Origin of the sequence: Teichococcus deserti (assembly GCF_001982615.1) — a bacterium.
Taxonomy (GTDB): domain Bacteria; phylum Pseudomonadota; class Alphaproteobacteria; order Acetobacterales; family Acetobacteraceae; genus Pseudoroseomonas; species Pseudoroseomonas deserti.
Genome location: NZ_MLCO01000037.1, coordinates 1 through 23352 on the forward strand (window position 1 = coordinate 1; position 23352 = coordinate 23352).

A 23352-nucleotide genomic window follows, 5' to 3' on the forward strand; every position below is an offset into this window, starting at 1 on the left:
GCCATGCAGCACCACGTCACCAGCGCCTTCGCCGCCGCGGCGGCCGCCGGGCAGCAGCGCCCGGCCGACTGGTTCGTCATGGCCTCCGCCGTGCCGGGCATCTACAATCTGGGCGGGGATCTGGCGCATTTCGGCGAGCGCATCCGCTCGCGCGACCATGCCTCGCTGGTGCGCTACGGCCATGTCGCGGTCGAGGCGATCCACCGCAACCACGTCGCCTTCGACCTGCCGATCGTCACCATGGCCCTGGTCCAGGGCGACGCGCTGGGTGGCGGCTTCGAACACGCGCTGTCCTTCGACCTGATCGTCGCCGAGCGCTCGGCCAAGATCGGCCTGCCGGAGATCCTGTTCAACATGTTCCCCGGCATGGGCGCCTACAGCTTCCTCTCGCGCCGCATCGACCGGGCGAAGGCCGAGGCGCTGATCCTGTCGGGCCGCATCCACACCGCCGAGGAGCTGCACGCGATGGGCGTGGTCGACGTGCTGGCCGAGGACGGCGAGGGCGAGATGGTGGCGCGCGACTACATCGCCCGGCACGGCCGCAAGCACAACGCGCACCTGACCATGTACCGCGCGCGTCGCCGGGTGAACGGCGTCTCGCTCGACGAGCTGCGCGAGGTGGTCGAGATGTGGGCCGATGCGGCGATGAATCTGGGCGAGGCCGACCTGAAGAAGATGGGCCGCCTGGTCGCGGCGCAGGAGAAGCGCCTGGCCGGCATCGCCTCCCCGGGCGTGGCTGTCGCCGCCGAGTGACGCCGATGACGACGCTTCACGCCGTGTCAGCCGGGGCAAAAGGCCCTGGCTGCCCGGCAGAGGGCCGTGGCGGGAGGAAGGGGCGCTCGGCAAGGGCGCCCGGCAAGGTGGGTGGCATGATCCCAGACAGCGCGAACGGAACCATCCACGGCTGGGCCGAAGACCGGCTCAGCCGCGGTGGCTCTGGCTGCCGGCCTCCGGCAGCAGGGCGCGGCGGGTGCGTTCCAGCTCGGCCCGCGCCCGGGACAGCAGCTCGGGCGCTTCGCGCAGCAGCTCGTCGCGCGTCAGCTTGCGCCATTCGCCGCAGAGCCGCGTCAGCCCGATGGCGCCGATATTGGCCGCCGAGCTGCGCAGCGCATGCGCCTCGGCCTGGAAGCGGGCATGCTCCCCGGCCGCCGCCGCCTGGCCGAGCAGCTCGATCAGGCCGGCGGCATCGGCCAGGAAGTCGGCGGCCAGCCCCGCCAGGAACTCGTCGCCGCCAAGCTGGCGGAGGTTTTCCACCGTCTCCGGGTCGATGGCCGGCTGGGTCGGACGGAAGCGCGGATGGGAGGCGATGTCGGCGACGCCCGGCGCTTCCTCCTCCGGCGGCGCGGCGCTGGGCAGCGGCGCGCGGGCGGCACCGGGCAGCGGGTCGCGCGCCGCCTCGGCCACGATGCGCAGCAGGGCCTCGGGCTGCACCGGCTTGGTGACATGGCCGTCCATGCCGGCCTCGCGGCAGCGGCGGGCGGAGTCCTCGGTGGCGTCGGCGGTCAGCGCCAGGATCGGCAGATGCGGCTGGCCCAGCGCCATGACGCGGAACATCTTGGTCGCCTCGATGCCGTCCATCTCCGGCATGTTGACGTCCATCAGCACCAGGTCGAGGCCTTCCGCCTCGCGCTCCAGCAGGTCGAGGGCGGCGTCGCCATTCTCGGCCAGGCAGACCTCGTGCCCGGCGGTCTCCAGGATCTTGGCGAAGACGCGCTGGTTGACCCGGCTGTCATCGGCCACCAGCACCCGCAGTTTTCTGCCAGCCGGCGCGGCGAGCAGGGGCGGGGTCGCCGCCGCCGGCGCGCCGGGCATGGCCGGCATCGGGGCGGGGACGGGCTCGGCCACCTCGCCCGACAGGCCGCGGCCCGGGGCGATGCCCAGCGCCAGGCGCAGGCCGGCGGCGAGCTCGGCGCCCTCGGCCGCCTCGGGCAGCAGCAGGGCGCTGGCGCGACGCAAGGTCAGCGGCGGCAGGCCGGCCGCCTGGCCGCCCAGCAGCAGCCGGGCATAGGGCAGCTCGTCGGGCAGCACGGCGCTGAGCTCGGACAGGGCGCCGGCATGGGCCAGCAGCAGCGCCTGGCCGGGCGGCTGGCCGCGCAGCAGATCGAGCGCCGCCTCTGGCGTCGCCGCCGGGCGGGTCACCAGGCCGAGGGCGCCCAGCCGCTCGGCCAGGGCCGCGGCGCGGATCGGCGCGCCGTCCATCAGCACCAGCGTCACGCCCTCCAGCGAGGCGACGGGAGCGTCGACCACCGCCTCGACCCGGATATCGAAGAAAAAGGTACTGCCGAGGCCGAGCGCCGAGCGGACGCCGATGCTGCCGCCCATCAGCCCGACCAGCTGGCGACAGATGCCGAGGCCGAGGCCGGTGCCGCCGAAGCGGTTGATGATCGAGCTGTCGGCCTGGGTGAAGTTCTCGAAGATGCGCTCCTGCGCCTCCTCGGCGATGCCGATGCCGGTGTCCGATATCTCGGCCGTCAGCCGCAGCCGGCCAGGACCGGTGGGCACGGCGTCGAGCGCCACCGTCACGCTGCCCTCGGCGGTGAACTTCACCGCGTTGCCGGCGAGGTTCAGCAGCACCTCCAGCAGGTGGCGGCGGTCGCCGCGCAGCCAGGCGGGGGTGCGGGGCGTGACGTGCAGGTGGAAATGCAGCCCCTTGTCGCGGCACTGCGCCGCCAGCAGGGCGCGCAGCTCGACCAGCAGCTCGGCGGTGTCGAAGGCCACCGTCTCGCTCGGCATCCGCCCCGCCTCGATGCGGGACAGGTTCAGGATGTCGTCGATCAGGGCCAGCAGCGAGCGGGCGGCGCTGTCGACGGTGCGCGCCATCTCCTGCTGCTCGCCATCCAGCTTCGTCCCGCGCAGCAGCCCGCCCATGCCGATGATGGCGTTCAGCGGGGTGCGCAGCTCGTGGCTGACGCTGGCCAGGAACAGCGACTTGGCGCTGTTGGCGGCCTCGGCCTGCTGGCGCGCCGTGTTCAGCTTGCGGATCAGCGTGCCGGCATAGAGCGGCAGGATCAGCAGGCCGATCCACAGCCCCACCGCCAGATGCAGGGTCTGCTGCCAGAACTCGGTGGTGGCGATCACCACGCCGAAGCCGGCCAGCGCCGCCAGCATGGCGATGCGCAGCGCCGGCAGGCCGAAGCGGAAGCCGTTGCCGAAGACCACCCAGAGATAGATCGGGAAGAAGGCCGCCACCGGCTCGCCGCCCAGATGCAGCTGCCAGGAGGTGAAGCCGCAATCCAGCAGCACGGCGAACAGCCGGCGCCCGGCATTGACGCCGGGAGAGACCAGGATGTGGACCAGCACGCCGATCGCCAGCGTGAAGAAGGCCGCCATGCTGAGCAGGGCTTCCTGGCTGCCGCCTGAGGCCAGCACCGCCAGCAGCACGCCGCCGCCGAAGACGAGCCGGTTCAGGCTCATCTCGTGCTCGCTGTCCGGCCGGCTGCGCAGCCGGTGCAGCAGGAAGCGCCAGGATCTGGCCAGGGCCGCGGCCAGCCGCCCGGGGCGCCGCGGCGCCGTGGCGGGGATGGTCGCGCCCGGGGCGCCGGGAGGCGGGCCGTCCGGCATCGGACCGGCGGGGGGGCCGTCTGGGTTCATGTGCCGCTCGAAGCCCCGCGCATGCTCAGTCTCCGGATCCGGCGGCGGCGGGGCGCGTCGCCGGCGGATTCGATTCGGTCGCGTTACCGATAACCCGGGCGGCTGGCTTGCCCGAGGGTGGCGCGGCGGGCAAGGGGAGAAGCGGGGAACCGGACAGTTCCGGCGGCAGCACGGGGGGCGGCGGCTCCTCGGTCCCGCGGTCCAGCGGCACCACCACCTCGCGCTCGACGCGCGGGCGGGCCTGGGGCTGGCGCAGCAGCTGGGCGAAGGCCTCGGCCGGCACCGCCTCGCTGAAATAGAAGCCCTGCACCTCGTCGCAGCCCTCGCTCTTCAGCCGCGCCAGCTGCGCCTCGGTCTCCACGCCCTCGGCGATCACCTGCAGCCGCAGCATGTGGCCGAGCTCGACGATGGTGCGGACGATGGCGGCGTCGTTCGGCTCGCTGGTCATGCCGCGGACGAAGGACTGGTCGATCTTCAGCCGGTCGACGGGGAAGCTCTTCACGTAGTTCAGCGAGGAATAGCCGGTGCCGAAATCATCGACCGAGATGCGGATGCCGAGCGCGCGCAGCGCCTGCAGCCCGGCGACGGTCTCCGGCGCCTGGTCCATCAGGATGCCCTCGGTCAGCTCGAGGTCGAGCAGGTCGGGCGGCAGGCCGGTCTCCTCCAGCACCCGCATCACCAGCGCCTGGACATCCTGGCGGCGGAACTGCACTGGCGAGAGGTTGACGCCCATGCAGACCGGCGGCAGCCCGGCCTCGCGCCAGGCGGCGGCCTGGCGGCAGGCCTCCAGCAGCACCCATTCGTTGATGGGGACGATCAGCCCGGTCTCCTCGGCAATGGCCAGGAAGGTGCCGGGGGTGGAGAGGCGCTGGCCGGAACGGCGCCAGCGCAGCAGCGCCTCGGCCCCGGTGATGCGGTTGGTGCGCAGGTCGATCTGCGGCTGGTAGTGCAGCACGAACTCGCCGCGCGCCAGGCCGGCGCGCAGGTCGGCCTCGATCTGCATCGCCTCGCGCGCCCGGGCATCCATGGCGGCGGCGAAGAAGCGCCAGGCGTTCCGGCCCTCGGCCTTGGCCCGGTACATGGCCAGGTCGGCGTTGCGCAGCAGCTCGTCCGGATCGGTGCCGTCGCGCGGATAGAGGGTGATGCCGATGCTCGCACCCGCCGACAGGCTGTGGCCCTCGCAGACCACCGGCTCGGACAGCGCGGCGATGACCCGGCCGGCCAGCGCATCGGCCTCCTCGGCGCCGTTGATGCCGGTCTGCACGATGGCGAATTCGTCGCCGCCGAGGCGGGCGACGATGTCGTCCTCGCGCACCGTGGCCTTCAGCCGCTGGGCGACCGCCCGCAGCAGCTCGTCGCCGAGGTGGTGGCCGAGCGCATCGTTCACCGCCTTGAAGCGGTCGAGGTCGAGGAACAGCAGCGCGAAGACATGGTCGCCGCGCCGGCCGCGGGCGAGCTCGCGTCGGAGCCGGTCGCGCAGGAAGGCGCGGTTGGGCAGGCCGGTCAGCGCGTCGTGATGCGCCATGTGGCCGAGGCGCCGCTCCGCCAGCTTGCGGTCGGTGATCTCCAGCGAGGTGGTCAGCACCGAGACCACCTCGCCACGGGCATTGTGCAGCGGCGCCTTGGTGGTGACGAAAATGCGCGGCAGGCCTTCGGGGGAGGTGGTCTCCTCTTCGCGGCCGGGCAGGGCCATGCCGGTCTCGAAGACCAGCTGGTCCAGGGCGCGGGAGCGCAGCGCCCGCTCATGCCCGAACAGCCGCTCGATGTCGTGGCCGACCAGGGTGTCGGGCGGCTGGCCGACGAAGCTGGCCTGGGCGGCGTTGACGAAGACGCAGCGGCCCTGGCGGTCGGCGGCGCTGATCATCGCCGGCACGGTGTCGATGACCTGGGCCAGCGCCGCGCGGCTGTCGCGCAGCAGCTCCTCGTGGCTGCGGGCGGTGTGCTCCAGCTCCTGCTCGAGCGACTCGGCGCGGCGCTCGATCACCTGCTGCTGCCAGCGCATGCGCAGAAGGTTGCGGGCTCTGGTTAGAAATTCGTAATGATCGACCGGGCTCAGCAGGAAGTCGGTCGCGCCCGCCTCGAGCGCCCGCATCCGATAGGCGCGGTCGTTGTAGGCGGTGATGACGATCACCGGCACGTCCACCACCGAGGCGGCGCCGCTGCCGGCCGGCTTCAGCCCGCGCAGGCGGCGGGTGAACTCGGCCCCGTCCATCTCGGGCATGCGGAAATCGGTGACCACCAGGTCGACGCTGTTCTGGCCGAGCCAGCGCAGCGCCTCATGCGGATCGCCGAAGGCCTGGACATGGACGTCCTTGTCCAGCGACAGCGCCAGCCGGGCGAAAATGTCTCGGTTGGTCGTCCTGTCGTCCAGGATCAGGATCGTAGCCATATCGCTCCGCGCACGGATAGAGACGCCCCAAGAGACGCCGGGGGGATTGATCCAGCCAAGGCGGGGGGGCCAGGGCCGGGCTGGGGGGTGAACACGGGCGCCTTTCGGCGAATTTCCTAAGGTTGCACGTTCGGGGGGTGCTTGTCGCCCTGCACGGGGCCGCCTCGCACGGCAAAACTTGCACGGCAAGCCGCTCATGGCTGGGCGCCGCGCGCCGCATGGCAAGCAGCTGCGCCGAAGCCCGGCCAAGCTCAAGGCCTCGTTGCGGAACCGGCCTGCTCGGCTTGCCGCGGGGCAGGGGGGTCTGTAGCGTCCGGAGCGGCGCCATCCTGGCCCCGATCCCCGACTGCGCGGAAGGAGAAGCCCCGTGACCGACCTGTCCTGCCGCCCCCTCCCGTCGGCATCGCGCGGCTGACCGCCATGGGACGCATCCTCTACGAGCTCGCCGGCGCCGACCCGGCCCGCCGCTTCAGCCCCTATTGCTGGCGCATCCGCATGGCGCTCGCCCACAAGGGCCTGGAGGCCGATTGCCGGCCCTGGCGCTTCACCGAAGGCCAGTCGCTCGCCTTTTCCGGCCAGGACAAGGTGCCGGTGCTGGTCGACGGCGAGACGGTGGTGACCGATTCCTGGGCGATCGCCACCTATCTGGAGGCGGCCTATCCGGACCGCCCGCTGTTCCCGGGCAAGCCCGCCGCCAGCCGCTTCGTCGTGTCCTGGGCCGACACCACGCTGAACACCCAGCTCAGCCGGCTGATCGTCAGCGACATCCCGGCCTGGCTGATGCCCGAGCACCGCGAGTATTTTCGCACCAGCCGCGAGGCCCGCTTCGGCATGACGCTGGAAGCCGTGACCGACGGGCGCGAGGCCCGGCTGCCCGGCTTCCGCGCCAGCCTGGCGCCGCTGCGTGCCCTGGTCCGGGCGCAGCCCTTCCTGGGCGGCGACCAGCCGGACTACGGCGACTATGCCGTCTTCGGCAGCCTGCAATGGGCGCGCTGCGTCTCCAGCCTGCCGCTGCTGGAGCGCGAGGACCCGCTGCGCGGCTGGCGCGACCGCATGCTGGACCTGTTCGGCGGGCTGGCCCGGGCGGCGCCCCACTGCGACGCCGACTGAGCATGCCGCGCCCTCCGCTCCCCCGTCGCCAGGCCGTGCTGCTGGGCGGCACGCTGCTCGGCGCGCTGGCGGCGCGGCCACCGGCGGCGGCGCAGAGCGGCTTCTACGCCCTGGCCCAGGCCAGCGACCCCTGGGAGGCCCTGGTCCAGCGCGCCCGCGGCCAGGTGGTGCATTTCCACGCCTGGGCCGGGGACGAGCCGACCAACGCCTATATCGCCTGGGCCGCCGCCCGGCTGCGCGTGCTGCACGACATCACCCTGGTGCATGTGCGGGTGACCGACATCGCGGCGCTGCTGGCCCGGCTCGACCCGCCCGCTGCCGCCCAGCCTGCCGCTGCCCAACCGACCGCTGCCGAGCCTGGCGCTGCCCAGCCTGGCGCTGCCCACCCTGGCGCTGCCCACACTGGCGCTGCCCAGCCTGCCGTGTCGGAGCCGCCGGCCCCGGAAGCCGCGCCCGAGGCCGCTCCCGGCGCGGAGGCCCCCGGCGACGGCGAGGCCCCGGCCGCCCGCGCCCCCGAGCCGCCGCTCGACCTGTTCTGGTTCAACGGCCCGCATGTGCTGACCGCGGCGCAGCGCAGCGGACTGCGCGCCGTGGCGCAGGCGCTGCCGAACTTCCGCCTGGTCGATGCCGAGGGCAAGCCGGGCACCGTCACCGACTTCACCCTTCCGGTCGAAGGCCGCGCCGTTCCCTGGCGCCTGGCCCAGGCGGTCTTCCTCTACGACAGCGCCAGGGTGCCGCATCCGCCGCTGTCGATGCTGGCCATGCCCGACTGGGCCCGCACCCATCCCGGCCGCCTGACCCATCCGCAGCCGCGCGACCCGCTCGGCGCCGCCTTCCTGAAGCAGGCCCTCTACGAGATGGTGCCGCATGAGGCGGTGCTGGCCAAGCCGGCCTCGGACGAGAACTTCACCCTGGTCACCGCGCCGCTCTGGGAATGGTACGGGACGCTGCGCCCCCATCTGTGGCAGCAGGGCCGCCGCTTCCCCGAGGACGCCCCTGCCCAGGGGCGCCTGCTGCAGCAGGGTGAGCTCGACCTCGGCATCTCGCTGAGCCCGGCCGAGGCCTCGGTGGCCATCGCCGCCGGCCTGCTGCGCGACACCATCCGCTCCTACGTGCCGACCCGCGGCAGCATCGGCAGCGCTTCCTTCCTCGGCATCCCCGAACAGTCGGGCCAGCCGGAGGCCGCGATGGTGGTGGCGAACTTCTTCCTGTCGCCCGAAGCCCAGGCCGAGGCCCAGGATCCGGCGGTGCTGGGCAGCCCGACCATCCTGGATCTGGACCGGCTGGACCCCGCCGACCGCCAGCGCTTCGAAAGCCTGCCCGCAGGGGTCGCGACGCTGAGCAACGCGGCCCTCGGCGCGTCCCTGCCGGAGCCGCATCCCTCCTGGGGAACGCGGCTGGCGGAGGAATGGGAGAGAAGGAAGGCGGGGAGGGAAGGATGAGGAGAAAGGTCGGGGGAATGAATTCCCCCGAACCCCCATCTTTTTTCTGATCACCGGCCGTTCAGGGACCTGCGCATCACCGGCATCCTCGCCAGGGCATGACAGCGGGACGCCGGAGACCAAAACAGCGCCACCGTGAAGGTCGCGCCGCGGCAGGGCCGGGCCACGTCCCCTGGCCTCCAAGGCTTCTCCTAAGAAGCTGCCGCGATCGCCTCGTTCATCGCCCGGACCCCCGCTGCAGGCCCGTCGGGGTGGTTCCACACCGCTCCCACCACCGCCAGGAAGTCGGCGCCGGCCTGGACCAGCGGGGCGCAGTTCGTCGCGTTGATGCCGCCGATGGCCACCGACGGCACTTCGAACATCTCGGTCCACCAGGCCAGGATCTCCGGCTCGGCATGATGCTCGACGGTCTTGGTGCTGGTCGGGAAGAAGGCGCCGAAGGCCACGTAGTCGGCACCGAGCTCGCCGGCTTCCATCGCCAGGTGGCGGCTGGCGTGGCAGGTGATGCCCAGCATCATGTCCGGGCCCAGCAGCTTGCGGGCGGCCGCGTGATCGCCATCCGTCTGGCCGAGATGGGCGCCGTCGCAGCCGGTCTTCTTCGCCAGATCGGCGCGGTCGTTCAGCAGGAAGGCCACGTCGCGCGCCTGCGCCACGGGGCGCAGCACGTCGATCGCCCGGCGGAGCGCGTCGTCGGACAGGTCCTTCAGGCGCAGCTGCACGGCGGCGACGTCGCCGGCATCGAGCGCTGCGGCCAGGATGTCGGCAAACCTGGCCGGCTCCAGCGCGGGGGGCGTGACGAGATAAAGGCGGCAGCCGGTTTCCCGGTTGCCGCCCTGCTCCTCCGCCGGCTTGGCGGAGCGTGGCATCAGCCGGCCGACTTGTAGACGGCGATGATGTCGGACAGCAGCTTCAGCGCTTCCGCCTTGGGGCGCTGGAAGGTGTTGCGGCCGATGATCGAGCCGTTGCCGCCACCCTGGTGGATGCCGCGCGCCATTTCGACCATCGCCTCGGCCGTGCCGGCCTCGCCGCCCGAGAAGACGACCAGGCGACGGCCGCCGAAGCAGGCGTCGGTGATGTGCTTGATGCGCAGCGCCAGGGTCGAGGCGTCGACCGGGTTCTTCTCGTATGTCTTCTTCGCGGCCTCGAGGCTGATCGCCTCGGTCGGCGGCTTCACCTTGATGATGTGCGCGCCCAGCAGCGCCGCCATGTGCGCGGCATAGGCGCAGATGTCGAGCGCCGTCTCGGCGGTCTTGTCCAGGTTCGGGCCGCGCGGATAGGACCACACGACGACGGCGAGGCCGGAGGCCTTGGCCTCTTCCGACAGCTCGCGCAGCTCTTCCATCAGCTCGAACTGGAATTCCGAGCCCGGGTAGATGGTGAAGCCGATGGCCGAGCAGCCGAGGCGCAGCGCGTCGGCGACGGTGCCGGTCACCGCCTGGTCCTTGGTGGTCGACAGCGAGTTCGAGCTGTTGACCTTCAGGATGGTCGGGATGGCGCCGGCATAGGTCGCGGCCCCCGCCTCGATCATGCCGAGCGGCGCGGCATAGGCGGAGAGTCCCGCCTCGATCGCCAGCTCGAAGTGGTAGCGCGGGTCATAGGCGGCGGGGTTCGGCGCGAAGCTGCGGGCCGGACCGTGCTCGAAGCCCTGATCGACCGGCAGGATCACCAGGCGACCGGTGCCGCCGAGCTTGCCTTCCATCAGGATGCGGGCGAGATTCGCCTTGGTGCCGGGGTTGTCGCTCTCATACCAGGAGAGGATTTCCTTAACGCGGCGCGTCAGCTTCATAGGTCCGTCCTTCCGTTGCGGCGGGGTTGCACCGGCTTTAGCCGAGGCGGCCGGTACTGTCACCTGGAGCGCTAGCCCACCAATCGGCCATTTTTTTGGCCTCCAGCCCGGTTTTTCGTGCAACTTTTGCCGCAATTGCGTCATCCGGGCCGTTTTCTCGCCCAGCGCAGCCAGCGGGACCAATGCGGCCAGGCTTCCGCTCACGGGGCTGCAGCCGCAGGCATGGGGGCGGGGCGGGCCAAAGCGGCAGGCCGGCCTCGGCCGCGGCGCCGCGCACCGCCTCGAAGCCGGGGCAGGGGGCCAGCACCACGGCGCCAAGCCCGCCTTCCGTCAGCGCCGCCAGCGCCAGGCCCGGCGCGGCGCCGCAGTCCAGCACGGCGAAGACCTCGATGCCGGGCACCTGCTGCCGCGCCGCGGCGATGGTCGCCAGGAACAGCGGCGCCCCCAGCCAGGCGGCGGCCCCCGGCGGCGAGACCAGCGTCACCGGCCCTTCCAGCCCCAGATCGCGCGCCACCTGCAGGGCGAGGACCGCATCGGCAGCGTCGCGCACCTCCACCCCGCGGATTCGTGAAGGCCCAGCCTCGGGCAGGCACACCGGCCACGATGCCGCTTCGCTGCGGTCTTCCATTCACTGATGTCCCCAAAGCCTTGGCCGATCTGCGATCCATTGCCGACCATACGTTGACCCTGGCCGCGCCCGCCGCGTAAAGCCTGATGACATGAATTCCTACGGCGCGAGCGAAGGCGAGAGCATGAGCAGCGATGCGGTGAGCGAGGCCACCGCCCGGCTGGAGCGGGCGGTCGGCCGCCTGGCGACGGCCCTGGCGCGACAGCCGGCCCCTTCCGAGGCCGCGCCTGCCGGCGTGCCGCCGGAAGCGGTGGCGGCGCTGTCGGCGCGGCTGGACGAGACGCTGTCCCGGTTGCGCGGCGCGCTGGCCGAGATCGAGGGCGCCGAATCGGCCCCGCCACATGACGACGAGCCGGGCGAGGACGAGCCCGGCGACGACAATAAGGGGAGCTGAGCTTGGGTCAGGTCACGGTTCGCGTCGGCGGCTACACCCATCCCGTCTCCTGCGAGGACGGACAGGAAGCGCATCTGATCGCGCTGGCGGCCGAGGTCGACCGCCGCGTCGCCTCGATCCGCGCCATGGGCGGCCAGTTCGGCGAGAGCCGGCTGCTGCTGCTGGCCTCGCTGCTGCTGGCGGACGAGATCCACGACCTGCGCGTCGACCTCTCCCGCGCCAAGGCCGCCCCGCCGGGCGCGGCGCCGGAGATCGACCCGCTGCTGGCCGAGCGGCTGGGGCGGCTGGCGGAGCAGATCGAGGGCATTGCGGCGACGCTCGACCAGCCCTAAATGAAGGGTCGCGGAGCTGCCAGGTGCGTCAGGCAACTTATCCCTGGGGCCAATAAGCATCCTCCGGGAGCTGGCTCTGGCCGGATCTTGGTCCGGCTATCTGGTGCCCACCTGCTAACGCAGGCCTTAGGAGGATAATACGCCAACGGCCATGGTGGCTCCGCACTTGATCCCACCCGCCCTTGCCGAGGACCCGCCGCAGCTTGCCGCCGCCAAGGCCGCGCTGCGGCAATCGGCGCTTCTGGCGCGCGGCACGCTGGACCCGGCCGGCGCCGGCGAGGCCCTGGCCGAGATCATCCTGGCCGCCTGCCCGCCGCCGCCCGGCGCCATCATCGGCGGCTTCTGGCCGATGGGCGCCGAGATCGATGTTCTGCCGGTTCTCCGCCGCCTGGATGCTCTGGGCCACGCGCTGGCCCTGCCGGTGACGCCACCGCGGGGAAAGCCGCTGGAATTCCGCGCCTGGCGCTTCGGCGAGGCGCTGGTGCCGGGGCGCTTCGGCACATCGATCCCGGCCGGCGGCGAGGTCGTTGCTCCCAACTGGCTGCTGGTGCCACTGCTGGCCTTCGACCGGACCGGGGCGCGGCTGGGCTATGGCGGCGGCTATTACGACCGGACCCTGGCCGGGCTGCCGGGGGCGCGGGGCATCGGCGTCGCCTTCGCGGCGCAGGAAGTGGCGCAGGTGCCGACCGGCGCCCATGATTTCCCTCTGTTCGGCATCGCCACCGAGGCGGGCTTTATCCCTACCGAAAGGTCCTGATCCCTTGCGTATCCTGTTCCTGGGCGATGTGGTCGGCCGTGCCGGCCGCGACGCCCTGACCGGCGGCCTGCCGGCGCTGCGCGCCCGCCTGCGCGCCGACCTGGTGGTGGTCAATGCCGAGAATGCCAGCCATGGCTTCGGCGTCTCGCCCGACATGGTGCGCGCCTTCCTGGCCGCCGGCGCCGACGTGCTGACGCTGGGCAACCACAGCTGGGACCGCAAGGAGCTGGTCGGCTATATCGACGGCGAGCCGCGGCTGATCCGCCCGCTGAACTATCCGCCCGGCACCCCGGGCCGCGGCGCGACGGTGGTTGACGTGCCCGGCGGCCGCAAGGCGCTGGTGATGAACGTCATGGGGCGCCTGTTCATGGAGCCGCTGGACGACCCCTTCCGCGGCGCCCAGGCGGAGCTGGCGAAACACAAGCTCGGCGCCGGCGGCAGCGTCCAGGCCATTTTGGTCGACATCCATGCCGAGGCGACGTCGGAGAAGATGTCCTTCGCGCATAGCTTCGACGGGCGGGTCAGCGTGGTGGTGGGCACCCATACCCATGTCCCCAGCGCCGATTACCGCATCCTGGAGAACGGCACCGCCTACCAGACCGATGCCGGGATGTGCGGCGACTATGACAGCGTCATCGGCATGCAGAAGGGCCCGGCCGCGCTGCGCTTCTGGAAGAAGGTGCCGGGCGAGAAGCTGGCCCCGGCCGAGGGCACGGCCAGCCTGTCGGGCCTCTTCGTCGAGACGGACGACACCACCGGCCTGGCGCTGCGGGTGGCCCCGGTGCGGCAGGGCGGGCTGCTCTCCCAGGCCTTTCCTGATTTTTGATGGCGGATTTCTGACGGCGGAGTTCTGATCGGGTTACGGCCCGTTTAACCGAAGCTTCCCGGACGCGGGCAGGGCGCTTTTGCCAGAAGCGCCCTGTGATGCCGGGCGCCGCCGCCCGGCCCAAGACCGGGGACGCCGATGACCGCCACCTATTTCCGCCTGCGCGAGGGCAGCTTCCGCCAGGACTGGAGCGATGCCGGGCTGATCACGACCAATGACGACTGGTCGAATGTCCCGTCGATCCAGGGCTTCCTGGGCGAGGAGCTGACCGCCGCCACCGGCACCGACCCGCGCAGCATCACCGGCAGCAGCCCGACGCTGGACGTCATCGCCGACCAGGCGAACCCGAACACCCTGTCCAGCGGCGGCGTCGCCGAATTCGCGCTGGCCAATCCGACCATCGCGCTGAACGGGTCGGGCAGCGCCGATGCGCCCTATCTGGTGCTGTATCTGGACACCACGGGTGTCTCTGACGTTTCTTTCTCGTTCAACGCGCGCGACCTGGACGGCTCGGCCGATGACGCCGTGCAGCCGATCGCCGTGCAGTGGCGCATCGGCGACACCGGCACCTGGCAGAATGTCGAGGGCGGCTACATCGCCGACGCCACCGCGCCCGGCACCGCGACGCTGGTGACCCCGGTCAGCGTCACCCTGCCGCCGGAGGCCGAGGGCCAGGCCGCGCTGCAGCTGCGCGTCATCACCGCCAATGCCGCCGGCAACGACGAATGGGTCGGCATCGACGACATCGTGGTCAGTGCTGGCGGCGAGGCTGAGCCGCCGGCGGGCGTGACGGTCTCCATCGCCGCGCTGGACGCCGATAAGCCCGAGGGCGAGGCCGGCGCCACCACCGCATTCACCTTCACCGTCACCCGCAGCAGCGGCGAGGGCGCGGGCTCCGTCGCCTATCGCGTCGTCGCCGGCACCGCCGATGCCGATGACTTCGGGGCCACGCTGCCCACCGGCACCGTCGCCTTCGCCGAGGGCGAGACCAGCGCCACGGTGACCATCGAGGTCGCCGGCGACGCGGCGACCGAGGCGGACGAAACCTTCGCCGTCACCCTGTCCGATCCCAGCGAGGGCCTGACCCTCGGCGCCGCCGCCTCGGCCGAGGGCGTGATCCGCAACGATGACATCAACGTCGAAAAAATCAGCGCCGTGCAGGGCAGCGGCGCGGCCTCCGGCATGGTCGGCCGCACCGTGACCGTGGAGGCCATCGTCGTCGGCGACTTCCAGAACGGCGACGCCGACACCACCCGCAGCATGGGCGGCTTCTACCTGCAGGAGGAGCTCGGCGACCAGGATGGCGACGCCGCCACCTCCGAGGGGCTCTACATCTTCCAGGGCGCGTTGGCGGGCGACGTGGCGCTGGGCGACAAGGTCCGCGTCACCGGCGTGATCAGCGAGTATTTCGGCCAGACCCAGCTGACCGCCAGCGCCATCGAGGTGGTGGAGGCCGGCGCCGCCGCCGACGTCAACACCATGGCGGTGGAGATCGACCTGCCGGCGGCGGGCGTCACCACGTCGCAGGATGGCGGCTACCAGGCCGATCTCGAGGCCTATGAAGGCATGCTGGTCCGCGTCAAGCAGACCATGACCCTGACGGAACAGTTCAACCTGGACCGCTTCAACGAGGTGGTGCTGACCGCCGGCGAGCGCGCGGAGCAGTTCACCCAGGGGAATGCCCCCGACGTCGCCGGCTATGACGCGCATCTGCGCGAGCTCGCCGCCCGCTCGATCACCTATGACGACGGTCTGAACACCCAGAACAACCCGGTCGGCCAGCTCGACGGCTTCCAGGGCTACGGCACCGGCGACGCCCCGCGCATGGGCGACACCGTCGACGGGCTGACCGGCGTGCTGGACTATCAGTGGGCCGGCAATTCCTCCTCCCAGGCCACCTGGCGGCTGCGCGCGGTCGAGGACGGCGCCAACGAGTTTGTTTCAGCCAATCCGCGGGAAGACGCCCCGGCGGAGCTGGGCGGCCGCCTGACCGTCGGCAGCCTGAACGTGCTGAACCTCTTCGCCACGCTCGACGAGAACGGCGCCCTGATCGCCAACGGCCAGGAGCCGCGCGGCGCCAACTCGGCCGAGGAATACGACCGCCAGCTGGGCAAGCTGGTGAACACCCTGCTGGCCATGGATGCCGATGTGCTCGGCCTGATGGAGTTGGAGAACGATTTTCTTCCTGGCTCCCCGGGCAACGCGCTGGAGAAGCTGGTGGCGGCGCTGAACGCGGCCGGCGGCGAAGGCGAATGGGCCTGGGTCGATCCCGGCCAGCAGCATATCGGCGGCGACGCGATCGCGGTGGGCTTCATCTACCGTGCCGACAAGGTCCGCATCGCCGAGGGCAGCAGCGTCGCCCTTCTCGATGACAGCCAGGTCGACCCGGCCCTGCTGGCGCAGAGCAGCACCGGCGGCATTTTCGACGGCGAGAATGCCAGCCGCCCCGCCATGGCCGTGACCTTCGAGGAGCTGGCGACCGGCGAGGCCTTCACCGCCTCGGTCAACCATTTCAAGTCGAAGGGCGGCAGCGGCGAGGGGCTGGATGCCGACCAGCTGAACGGCGCCGGCAGCTGGAACCACCAGCGCGAGCTCGCCGCCCAGGCGCTGGACGCCTGGCTGGCCGGCAACCCGACCGGCTCCGAGGATGGCGACGTGCTGATCCTGGGCGACCTGAACTCCTACGCCAAGGAAGCCCCGATCCAGTATCTGATCGACCAGGGCTTCGAGGATCTGCAGGCCACCCGCATCGACGGCGCCTATTCCTACGTCTTCGACGGGCAGACCGGGTCGCTGGACCAGATTCTCGCTAACGCCAGCCTGGCCGCCCAGGTCACCGGCGCGACCGAGTGGCACATCAACGCCGACGAGGCCGATGCGCTGGACTACAACCTCGATTTCGGCCGCGATCCGTCTTACTTCGACGCCGATGCGGCGGTCCGCGTCTCCGACCATGACCCGCTGCTGGTCGGGCTGAACCTGGGCGGCACCAATGCGGCGCCGACCCTCGACCTCGGCGCCATCGCCCCGGCGGCCGGCACCTGGCTGACCGTGCTGGACGCCTCGGTCATCGGCGCCAGCGACGACCGGACCGCCTATGCCAACCTGGTCTTCACCCTGGATGCTGCGCCGGCCGGCGAGCTCTGGCTGAAGGGCCGCGCGCTTGAGGCGGGCGAAACCTTCACCGGCGCCGATGTCGAGGCCGGCGACCTGGCCTATCTGGCCCCGGCCAGCCGCCGCGCCGCCGACGGCTTCGACCTCACCGTCTCCGATGGCGTCAACAGCGCCGAGGATTCGGTCGCCGTCACCCTGCCGGGCTTCGCCCATGTGCAGGACCTGGCGCAATGGGGCGGCTATTGGGGCACCCCGGGCAGCGACATGCTCTACGGCACGGCGGCGGGCGAATCGATGGCCGGCGGCGCCGGGCATGACCTGCTGATGGGCCGCGGCGGCGACGATTTTCTTTACGCTGGCTCGGGCAATGACCGGGTGCTGGGGGGCGCGGGCGCCGACTTCATCACCGGCGACGATGGCGACGACTGGCTGGAAGGCGGCGCCGGCCGCGACACCCTGTTCGGCGGCAACGGCAACGACGTCCTCTGGGGCGGCGCCGGCAATGGCGACGTCATGTCCGGCGGCGCCGGCGACGACCTCTACATCGTCCGCCAGGGCGATGGCCGGGACTTCGTCGAGGGCATGAACGCCTGGGAGAATGACCGCATCGACCTGCGCGACTTCGCCGATGTCCTGGGCGGCATCGACAGCTGGGCCAAGCTGCAGGCGGCCGAGGGCATGGTGGAATCGCCGCAATTCGGCGGCGACACCGTGCTGAACCTGACCGCCGGCGACGTGCTGACCATCCGCTGGATGAATGCCAGCCAGCTGAACGAAGGCGATTTTCTTTTCGCTTGATCCGAAACGGGGACGGGGGCCGCAAGGCCCCCGTTTCCGCTTACTCGCCGGCGGCCGGCTGGCGCACCCGCCCGGCCATCCGCTGCAGCACGTCGTCGCGCCAGATCACCCGATGCGCCACCGCCATGACGATATGCCCGGCGATCAGCGCCAGCAGCACCCAGGCCAGCAGCCCATGCGCCGCATTGCCCGGCGCCGTCATCCAGCCGATCGGCCCGCCCTGGAAGCCCGGGAACAGCGGCACGCCAAACGGGGAAAAAGCGCGGCCGGAGCCATAGGCGCGCAGCAGCGCCAGGCTCGGCACCAGCAGCATCAGCCCATACAGCGCCAGATGGCCGGCGACCGAGGCGCGGCCCAGCCAGCCGGGGCCATGCGGCGGGCGCCTCGGGCGGTTGTAGAGCCCCCAGGCCCCCCGCAGCAGCACCAGCAGCAGAAGCACGGTGCCGAGGGCGGTGTGGCTGCTGACGAAGAAGCCGGCCACCGGCCCGCGCCCCAGCAGGTTGCGCAGCGCCATGCCGAGGAATTGCCAGGCGAAGACCCCCGCCATGCCCCAATGCAGGGCGCGGGTGATCAGGCCGTAGCGCTCAGGGGTGTCTCGCCAGGAAAGGGCCAAAATCTGTCCGTCCGGTTGCCTGACCGTCATCTAGGCGGTGGCAGGCCGGGGCGGGAAGGGGAAACACCCCCTCGTTTCGCAACGCAACATAAGCGGGACGCTTAATAGAGCATCCCGCTGTATTTCGGCGCCAGCACCGTGTCGTACTCCCGGGCGTCGAGCAGGCCCTTGGTATGCGCCTCCAGCAGCTCGCCGCCGGTGGGGGCCTCGGCCGGCGGCCGGTCGCGCTGGCCCCAGAGCTTGGAGCGCACCAGGGCCCGGGCGCATTGCATGAAGACCTCCTGGACCTCGACCAGCAGCAGCGTCGCGGGCTCGGCGCCCTGCACGGCATGCTGTGCCCGCAGCGCCGGGTCGGCGGTGATCCGGCCGGTGCCGCCGATGCGCAGCGTCTCGCCCATGCCGGGCAGCAGGAACAGCAAAGCGAGGGCCGGGTTGTCGATGATGTCGCGCAGTGCGTCGATCCGGTTGTTGCCGCGCCGGTCCGGGATCAGCAGCGTCTTCTCGTCCACCACCTGGACGAAGCCGGGCGCGTCGCCCCGCGGCGTGCAATGCGGGCCTCGCGCCCCGGCGGTCGATAGCAGACAAAAGGGACTGGCGGCGATGAAGCGGGCGGTGCGCGGGTCGATCCGGTCGGCCACCTTCTTCAGCACCATCTCCCGCGGCGGGGCGTAGAGGGCGGCCAGCGCCTCGGGGGTGGTCACGGCATGCGGGTCGGCGGTCATGGCGGCGGCTCGACGGCTGTGGCGGGATCGATGCTAGAAGCCGCCGCCCGGCCCGGGCAACGCTGCCGAGGCGCCTTCGGGAAATTCTTGTGACGGCTGGCCCCTCGCCTTGGCCGGGCGGCGGCGGTATAGGACGGCAACCCCGGAACATCATGAGAATCCCGGAGAGAGCGCGTGGCCGGCCATTCCCAGTTCAAGAACATCATGCACCGCAAGGGTGCGCAGGACGCCAAGCGTGCCCGCGCCTTCGCCAAGCTGATCCGCGAGATCACGGTGAGCGCCCGGCAGGGCCTGCCGGACCCCGCCTTCAACCCGCGGCTGCGCTCGGCGGTCCAGGCGGCGCGCGTCGCCAACATGACCAAGGACACGATCGACCGCGCCATCAAGAAGGCCAGCGGCGCGGCCGGTGGCGAGGATTATGTCGAGGTCCGCTATGAGGGCTATGGCCCGGCCGGCGTCGCCGTCATCGTCGAGACGCTGACCGACAACCGCAACCGCACCGCCTCGGACATCCGCTCGGCCTTCTCCAAATATGGCGGCGCGCTGGGCGAGACCGGCTCGGTCTCCTTCCAGTTCGAGCGCGCCGGCGTGGTCCGCTACCCGGCGGCCAGCGCCGATGCCGATGCCATGCTGGAGGCCGCCATCGAGGCGGGGGCCGCCGACGTGGAGAGCACGGAGGACGGCCACGAGGTCCGCACCGCCATCGAGGACCTCTTTTCGGTGCGTGACGCATTGGAAGAAAAATTCGGCCCGGCCGAGAGCGCCAAGCTCGAATGGCGCCCCAATGTCAGCGTCGAGCTGAACGAGGACCAGGCCCGCTCGGTGCTGAAGCTGGTCGACGTGCTGGACGAGCATGACGACGTGCAGACGGTCACCGCCAATTTCGAGGTGCCCGACGCCGTGCTGCAGAAGCTGTCGGACTGAGCATGGCCCTGCTGCTCGGCCTCGATCCCGGGCTGCAGCACACCGGCTGGGGCGTGGTGGAAAGCGCCGGCAGCCGGCTGCGGCACGTGGCCGACGGGGTGATCTCGACCACCACCGAGCTGTCGCTCGCCGAGCGGCTGTGCCAGATCCACCGTGCCCTGAACGCGCTGATGGACATCTGGAAGCCGGACGAGGCGGCGGTCGAGCACACCTATGTCAACAAGAACCCGGGCGCCGCGCTGAAGCTCGGCCAGGCGCGGGGCGTGGTGCTGCTGGCCCCTGCCATGGCCGGGCTGCCGGTCGCCGAGTACCAGGCGATGGAGGTCAAGCGCGCCGTGGTCGGCACCGGCCATGCCGACAAGATCCAGGTGGCCGAGATGGTGCGCCGCCTGCTGCCGGGCGCGACCCTGAAGCGCGCCGACGCCTCCGACGCCCTGGCGGTGGCGATCTGCCACGCGCATCACCGTGGCACCCGGATGATGCTGGCCAGGGCCCAGGGTCTCGGAGGCCAGGCGGCCCGATGATCGGCAAGCTGACCGGAAAGCTGGACAGCGCCTTCGAGGGCGGCTGCATCTTCGACGTCAACGGCGTCGGCTACCTGGTGTTCTGCTCGGCGCGGACGCTCACCGCCCTGCCGGCGGCGCCCGGCCTCGGCGCCCTGCTGATCGAGACCGTGGTCCGCGAGGACGCGATTCTGCTCTATGGCTTCGCCGATGCCACCGAGCGCGACTGGTACCGCACGCTGACCGCCATCCAGGGCGTCGGCCCCAAGGTGGCGCTGGGCCTGCTCTCCACGCTCTCGCCCGCCGACCTGGCCCGCGCGATCATCGCCGGCGACAAGGGCGCCATCAGCCGCGCCCCTGGGGTGGGGGCCAAGCTCGCCGCCCGGCTGGTCGCCGAGCTCCAGGGAAAGGTTGGCGCGCTGCCGACCGGCCCCGGCGTCTCGCCTGGCACCGTCGCCATTGCGGCCCAGCTGCCGCCGGCCGACCAGGCCCAGGCCGATGCCATCTCGGCCCTGACCAACCTCGGCTGGAAGCGGCCCGAGGCGGCGGCCGCGGTCAACCGTGTCGCCAAGCGGCTGGGCGAGGGGGCGGAGCTGGAACCGCTGATCCGCGAGGCCCTGAAGGAGCTCGCCCCCCGATGATCCTGTTCAACGCGGCGCCGCGGGACTGACGAGATGAGCGAGCGGATCGCCGATCCCCACCGGACCGAGGAGGATGCGGCCGAGGCCACACTGCGGCCGCAGACCCTCGACGACTTCACCGGCCAGAAGTCTCTCCGCGAGAACCTGTCGATCTTCATCCAGGCGGCCAGGGCGCGCGGCGAGGCGCTGGACCATGTCCTGCTGCACGGCCCGCCGGGCCTGGGCAAGACGACGCTGGCCCAGATCGTCGCGCGTGAGATGGGGGTGGGCTTCCGCGCCACCTCCGGCCCGGTGCTGCAGCGGGCCGGGGACCTGGCCGCCATCCTGACCAACCTGCAGCCGCGCGACGTGCTCTTCGTCGACGAGATCCACCGGCTGCAGCCGGCGCTGGAGGAAACCCTCTATCCGGCGATGGAGGACTTCCAGCTGGATCTGATCATCGGCGAGGGGCCGGCGGCGCGCACGGTGCGCATCGACCTGCCGCCCTTCACCCTGGTCGGCGCCACGACGCGGGCCGGGCTGCTGGCCACCCCCTTGCGCGACCGTTTCGGCATCCCGCTGCGGCTGCAGTTCTACACGCCCCAGGAATTGCTGCTGATCGTCCGCCGCGGCGCCCAGAAGCTGGGTTTTTCCCTCTCGGAGGAGGGGGCGGAGGAGATCGCCAACCGTTCGCGCGGCACCCCCCGCATCGCCGGCCGCCTGCTGCGCCGGGTGCGCGATTTTTCGCTCGTCTCGGGCCATGCCGCCGACCGCGCCATGGCCGACGGCGCGCTGCTGCGGCTCGAGGTCGACAGCAAGGGCCTCGACCAGATGGACCGCCGCTATCTCCGCCGCATCGCCGAGCACCACCATGGCGGCCCGGTCGGCGTCGAGACCCTGGCCGCGGCGCTTGCGGAGGGTCGCGACACCCTGGAAGAAGTCGTGGAACCTTTCCTGATCCAGGAAGGCTACGTGCTGCGCACCCCGCGGGGCCGGGTGCTGGGCGACCTCGGCTGGAAGCATCTGGGCATGTCCCCGCCGCCGGGCAGCCAGGCCGACCTGCTGGGCGGCGGGCTTTGACCGCGTCCCCCTGGCCACATCGCTGGCCGGTCCGTGTCTATTTCGAGGACACCGATGCCGGCGCCATCGCCTATCACGCGAGCTATCTGCGCTGGGCAGAGCGGGGGCGCACAGAATCCTTGCGTGCCATAAACTTGCCGCATCAAGTTATGATAGAACGTCACGCTTCGATGCTCGTGGTGCGGCGCATTGAAGTGGAGTATGTGGCGCCCGCGCGCCTCGACGAATCGCTGGTGGTGGAAACCGCCCTGCGGCGCTTCGGCGGTGCCTCGGTGGAGCTCGCCCAGGACATCCGCGACGAGGCGGGGGGGTACAAGGCGCGGCTGGTGGTCGGCCTGGTCTGCGTCCGCGCCGACGGGATGCGGCCGGTGGCGGTGCCGGAGCCGTGGCGCGCCGCCTTCCGGGCGGCCGTGCCGGGCTGAGGCGGTTTTTCGCGGGTCTCCCCTGGGGGCTGGCCTGCGCGATGGGACAAATGCCGGCGGACGCCTTTTGCGGGGCGCCCGGCCGGCCTCTGCGTGACGAAGCCGCCCCGGCAGGGACCGGGCGGGTGACAAGAGGAGATTGCCGTGGGTGACAGCGTGACCGCGTCCAACCTCGGCCAAGTGGCGCACGACCTGTCGCTCTGGGGCCTGTTCCTGCAGGCCGACTGGGTGGTGAAGACCGTGATGCTCGGGCTGCTGCTGGCCAGCGTCTGGGTCTGGGCCGTGGTCTTCGAGAAGATCACCACGCTGCGCCGTGCCAACAAGGCGGCCGACGCCTTCGAGGACCGCTTCTGGTCGGGCGGCAGCCTGGAGGCGCTGCACCAGCAGGAGGGCGAGCGCCCGACCCACCCGATCGCCGCCGTCTTCGGCGCCGCCATGCGGGAATGGGAGCGGAGCTCGACCCGCCCGGCCGACGCGGTGCAGCTGGCCGGCATGCAGCAGCGCGCCGAGCGCGCCATGAACGTCGCCATCACCCGCGAGATGGACCGCATGGAGCGCTGGATGGTGTTCCTGGCCTCCGTCGGCTCGGTCGGCCCCTTCGTCGGGCTGTTCGGCACGGTCTGGGGCATCATGAACAGCTTCTCGGCCATCGCCGGCATGCAGAACACCAACCTGGCGGTCGTCGCCCCCGGCATCGCCGAGGCGCTCTTCGCCACCGCCATCGGCCTGGTCGCCGCCATCCCGGCGGTGCTGGCCTACAACAAGATCACCACCGACCTGGCGCGCTTCGCCGCGCGGCTGGAGGGCTTCGCCGCCGAGTTCGGCGCCATCCTGTCCCGCCAGGCCGAGGAGCGGGGCTGACGCCATGGGCATGTCGACCGGAGGCGGCAAGGGCCGCGGCCGCTACCGCGCCATGGCCGAGATCAACGTGACGCCGCTGGTCGACGTCATGCTGGTGCTGCTGATCATCTTCATGGTGGCGGCGCCGCTGATGACGGTCGGCGTGCCGATCGACCTGCCCAAGACCAATGCCAGCGCGCTGAACCAGGAGACCGAGCCGCTGACCATCTCGGTCAACGCGGAAGGCCGCATCTTCCTGCAGGAGACCGAGGTGCCGATCGAGAACCTGGTGGCCCAGCTCCAGGCGATCATGCGCGAGCAGCGGCCCGGCGCGCCGGAGCGCCGCATCTTCGTGCGCGGCGACCGCGGCATCAATTACGGCCGGGTGATGGAGGTGATGGGCACCGTCTCCTCCGCCGGCTTCACCAAGGTGGCGCTCCTGGCCGAACAGCCCTCCGGCG

22 protein-coding genes and 1 other RNA gene are annotated in these 23352 nt (G+C 71.5%); 16 read left to right on the plus strand and 7 right to left on the minus strand.

What is annotated here, in order from left to right; translation table 11 throughout:
* On the plus strand, positions 1–753 hold a 753-nt coding region (locus BKE38_RS05520; protein ID WP_106409135.1), incomplete at its 5' end, for a crotonase/enoyl-CoA hydratase family protein.
* 168 nt (positions 754–921) lie between these two features.
* Here the strand turns inward: BKE38_RS05520 and BKE38_RS05525 are convergent.
* Both BKE38_RS05525 and BKE38_RS05530 read right to left on the minus strand, forming a co-directional pair.
* A complete protein-coding gene (locus tag BKE38_RS05525; protein ID WP_083747313.1) occupies positions 922–3591 on the minus strand; it encodes a response regulator in 2670 nt (889 codons plus the stop codon).
* Between the two features lie 25 nt (positions 3592–3616).
* Entirely contained in the window at positions 3617–5980 is a 2364-nt protein-coding gene (locus BKE38_RS05530; RefSeq protein WP_076956367.1) for a two-component system response regulator, read from the minus strand.
* A 420-nt stretch (positions 5981–6400) separates the two neighbouring features.
* Between BKE38_RS05530 and BKE38_RS05535 the strand changes: the two genes are divergently transcribed.
* Both BKE38_RS05535 and BKE38_RS05540 read left to right on the plus strand, forming a co-directional pair.
* The gene (locus BKE38_RS05535; protein WP_076956368.1) at positions 6401–7090 is read left to right on the plus strand and encodes a glutathione S-transferase family protein; all 690 of its coding nucleotides are present in this window, start codon (positions 6401–6403) and stop codon (positions 7088–7090) included.
* A 2-nt stretch (positions 7091–7092) separates the two neighbouring features.
* Positions 7093–8532 carry an ABC transporter substrate-binding protein gene (locus tag BKE38_RS05540; RefSeq protein ID WP_076956369.1) on the plus strand — a complete coding sequence of 480 codons (1440 nt, stop codon included), beginning with the start codon at positions 7093–7095 and terminating at the stop codon, positions 8530–8532.
* 191 nt (positions 8533–8723) lie between these two features.
* Here BKE38_RS05540 and thiE read toward each other — a convergent pair whose 3' ends face one another.
* Genes thiE through BKE38_RS30685 form a run of 3 tightly spaced genes read right to left on the minus strand, consistent with a single transcriptional unit; the run spans position 8724 to position 10874 of the window.
* Positions 8724–9398, minus strand: coding sequence for a thiamine phosphate synthase (gene thiE, locus BKE38_RS05545; RefSeq protein ID WP_076956370.1), 675 nt, complete (start codon positions 9396–9398; stop codon positions 8724–8726).
* Entirely contained in the window at positions 9398–10318 is a 921-nt protein-coding gene (locus BKE38_RS05550; RefSeq protein ID WP_076956371.1) for a class I fructose-bisphosphate aldolase, read from the minus strand. The genes thiE and BKE38_RS05550 overlap by 1 nt, the downstream gene beginning before the upstream one ends.
* A gap of 37 nt (positions 10319–10355) precedes the next feature.
* The gene (locus BKE38_RS30685; RefSeq protein ID WP_076956372.1) at positions 10356–10874 is read right to left on the minus strand and encodes a hypothetical protein; all 519 of its coding nucleotides are present in this window, start codon (positions 10872–10874) and stop codon (positions 10356–10358) included.
* A gap of 196 nt (positions 10875–11070) precedes the next feature.
* On the opposite strand from BKE38_RS30685, the gene BKE38_RS05560 reads away from it, so the two are divergent.
* The 6 genes from BKE38_RS05560 (at position 11071) to BKE38_RS05585 (ending at position 17167) form a co-directional block, all read left to right on the plus strand.
* The gene (locus BKE38_RS05560) at positions 11071–11340 is read left to right on the plus strand and encodes a hypothetical protein (RefSeq protein WP_131829493.1); all 270 of its coding nucleotides are present in this window, start codon (positions 11071–11073) and stop codon (positions 11338–11340) included.
* 2 nt (positions 11341–11342) lie between these two features.
* Entirely contained in the window at positions 11343–11672 is a 330-nt protein-coding gene (locus BKE38_RS05565; RefSeq protein WP_076956374.1) for a cell division protein ZapA, read from the plus strand.
* A gap of 10 nt (positions 11673–11682) precedes the next feature.
* Positions 11683–11837: non-coding RNA, 6S RNA (gene ssrS / locus BKE38_RS05570), on the plus strand.
* Between the two features lies 1 nt (position 11838).
* Positions 11839–12429 carry a 5-formyltetrahydrofolate cyclo-ligase gene (locus tag BKE38_RS05575; RefSeq protein ID WP_367595339.1) on the plus strand — a complete coding sequence of 197 codons (591 nt, stop codon included), beginning with the start codon at positions 11839–11841 and terminating at the stop codon, positions 12427–12429.
* Between the two features lie 4 nt (positions 12430–12433).
* On the plus strand, positions 12434–13255 hold the full coding sequence (locus BKE38_RS05580) for a TIGR00282 family metallophosphoesterase (RefSeq protein WP_076956376.1): 822 nt from the start codon (positions 12434–12436) through the stop codon (positions 13253–13255).
* 138 nt (positions 13256–13393) lie between these two features.
* The gene (locus tag BKE38_RS05585) at positions 13394–17167 is read left to right on the plus strand and encodes an ExeM/NucH family extracellular endonuclease (protein ID WP_076956377.1); all 3774 of its coding nucleotides are present in this window, start codon (positions 13394–13396) and stop codon (positions 17165–17167) included.
* A 40-nt stretch (positions 17168–17207) separates the two neighbouring features.
* On the opposite strand, the gene BKE38_RS05590 is transcribed toward BKE38_RS05585, so the two are convergent.
* Positions 17208–17780: a cytochrome b gene (locus BKE38_RS05590; protein WP_242662222.1), complete on the minus strand. Its 573-nt coding sequence runs from the start codon at positions 17778–17780 to the stop codon at positions 17208–17210.
* Positions 17781–17881: 101 nt separating this feature from the next.
* Positions 17882–18502 carry an MSMEG_1061 family FMN-dependent PPOX-type flavoprotein gene (locus BKE38_RS05595; protein ID WP_076956379.1) on the minus strand — a complete coding sequence of 207 codons (621 nt, stop codon included), beginning with the start codon at positions 18500–18502 and terminating at the stop codon, positions 17882–17884.
* Positions 18503–18676: 174 nt separating this feature from the next.
* On the opposite strand from BKE38_RS05595, the gene BKE38_RS05600 reads away from it, so the two are divergent.
* The 7 genes from BKE38_RS05600 to tolR all read left to right on the plus strand — a co-directional run.
* Positions 18677–19426 (plus strand): YebC/PmpR family DNA-binding transcriptional regulator, encoded by a 750-nt coding sequence (locus tag BKE38_RS05600; RefSeq protein WP_076956380.1) that lies wholly within the window; start codon positions 18677–18679, stop codon positions 19424–19426.
* A 2-nt stretch (positions 19427–19428) separates the two neighbouring features.
* A complete protein-coding gene (gene ruvC, locus BKE38_RS05605) occupies positions 19429–19950 on the plus strand; it encodes a crossover junction endodeoxyribonuclease RuvC (RefSeq protein ID WP_076956381.1) in 522 nt (173 codons plus the stop codon).
* Complete coding sequence (ruvA, locus tag BKE38_RS05610) at positions 19947–20570, plus strand: Holliday junction branch migration protein RuvA (RefSeq protein WP_076956382.1); 624 nt, start codon at positions 19947–19949, stop codon at positions 20568–20570. Before ruvC ends, ruvA begins: the two co-directional genes overlap by 4 nt.
* A gap of 33 nt (positions 20571–20603) precedes the next feature.
* The gene (gene ruvB, locus BKE38_RS05615) at positions 20604–21629 is read left to right on the plus strand and encodes a Holliday junction branch migration DNA helicase RuvB (RefSeq protein ID WP_076956383.1); all 1026 of its coding nucleotides are present in this window, start codon (positions 20604–20606) and stop codon (positions 21627–21629) included.
* Entirely contained in the window at positions 21626–22051 is a 426-nt protein-coding gene (locus BKE38_RS05620) for a YbgC/FadM family acyl-CoA thioesterase (protein ID WP_076956384.1), read from the plus strand. Before ruvB ends, BKE38_RS05620 begins: the two co-directional genes overlap by 4 nt.
* 144 nt (positions 22052–22195) lie before the next feature.
* Positions 22196–22912: a protein TolQ gene (gene tolQ / locus BKE38_RS05625; RefSeq protein WP_076956385.1), complete on the plus strand. Its 717-nt coding sequence runs from the start codon at positions 22196–22198 to the stop codon at positions 22910–22912.
* 4 nt (positions 22913–22916) lie between these two features.
* Positions 22917–23352: protein TolR (gene tolR, locus BKE38_RS05630; RefSeq protein ID WP_076956386.1), on the plus strand; the 436-nt coding region annotated here is incomplete at its 3' end.

What these genes read in the sequence shown, in the direction of transcription:
- BKE38_RS05530 (WP_076956367.1), bottom strand. Translation starts at nt 5,980, where the DNA reads ATGGCTACGATCCTGATCCTGGACGACAGGACGACCAACCGAGACATT.
- thiE (WP_076956370.1), bottom strand. Translation starts at nt 9,398, where the DNA reads ATGCCACGCTCCGCCAAGCCGGCGGAGGAGCAGGGCGGCAACCGGGAA.
- ruvC (WP_076956381.1), top strand. Translation starts at nt 19,429, where the DNA reads ATGGCCCTGCTGCTCGGCCTCGATCCCGGGCTGCAGCACACCGGCTGG.
- BKE38_RS05540 (WP_076956369.1), top strand. Translation starts at nt 7,093, where the DNA reads ATGCCGCGCCCTCCGCTCCCCCGTCGCCAGGCCGTGCTGCTGGGCGGC.
- BKE38_RS05595 (WP_076956379.1), bottom strand. Translation starts at nt 18,502, where the DNA reads ATGACCGCCGACCCGCATGCCGTGACCACCCCCGAGGCGCTGGCCGCC.
- BKE38_RS05550 (WP_076956371.1), bottom strand. Translation starts at nt 10,318, where the DNA reads ATGAAGCTGACGCGCCGCGTTAAGGAAATCCTCTCCTGGTATGAGAGC.
- BKE38_RS05585 (WP_076956377.1), top strand. Translation starts at nt 13,394, where the DNA reads ATGACCGCCACCTATTTCCGCCTGCGCGAGGGCAGCTTCCGCCAGGAC.
- BKE38_RS05560 (WP_131829493.1), top strand. Translation starts at nt 11,071, where the DNA reads ATGAGCAGCGATGCGGTGAGCGAGGCCACCGCCCGGCTGGAGCGGGCG.
- ruvA (WP_076956382.1), top strand. Translation starts at nt 19,947, where the DNA reads ATGATCGGCAAGCTGACCGGAAAGCTGGACAGCGCCTTCGAGGGCGGC.
- BKE38_RS05525 (WP_083747313.1), bottom strand. Translation starts at nt 3,591, where the DNA reads ATGAACCCAGACGGCCCCCCCGCCGGTCCGATGCCGGACGGCCCGCCT.
- ruvB (WP_076956383.1), top strand. Translation starts at nt 20,604, where the DNA reads ATGAGCGAGCGGATCGCCGATCCCCACCGGACCGAGGAGGATGCGGCC.
- BKE38_RS05535 (WP_076956368.1), top strand. Translation starts at nt 6,401, where the DNA reads ATGGGACGCATCCTCTACGAGCTCGCCGGCGCCGACCCGGCCCGCCGC.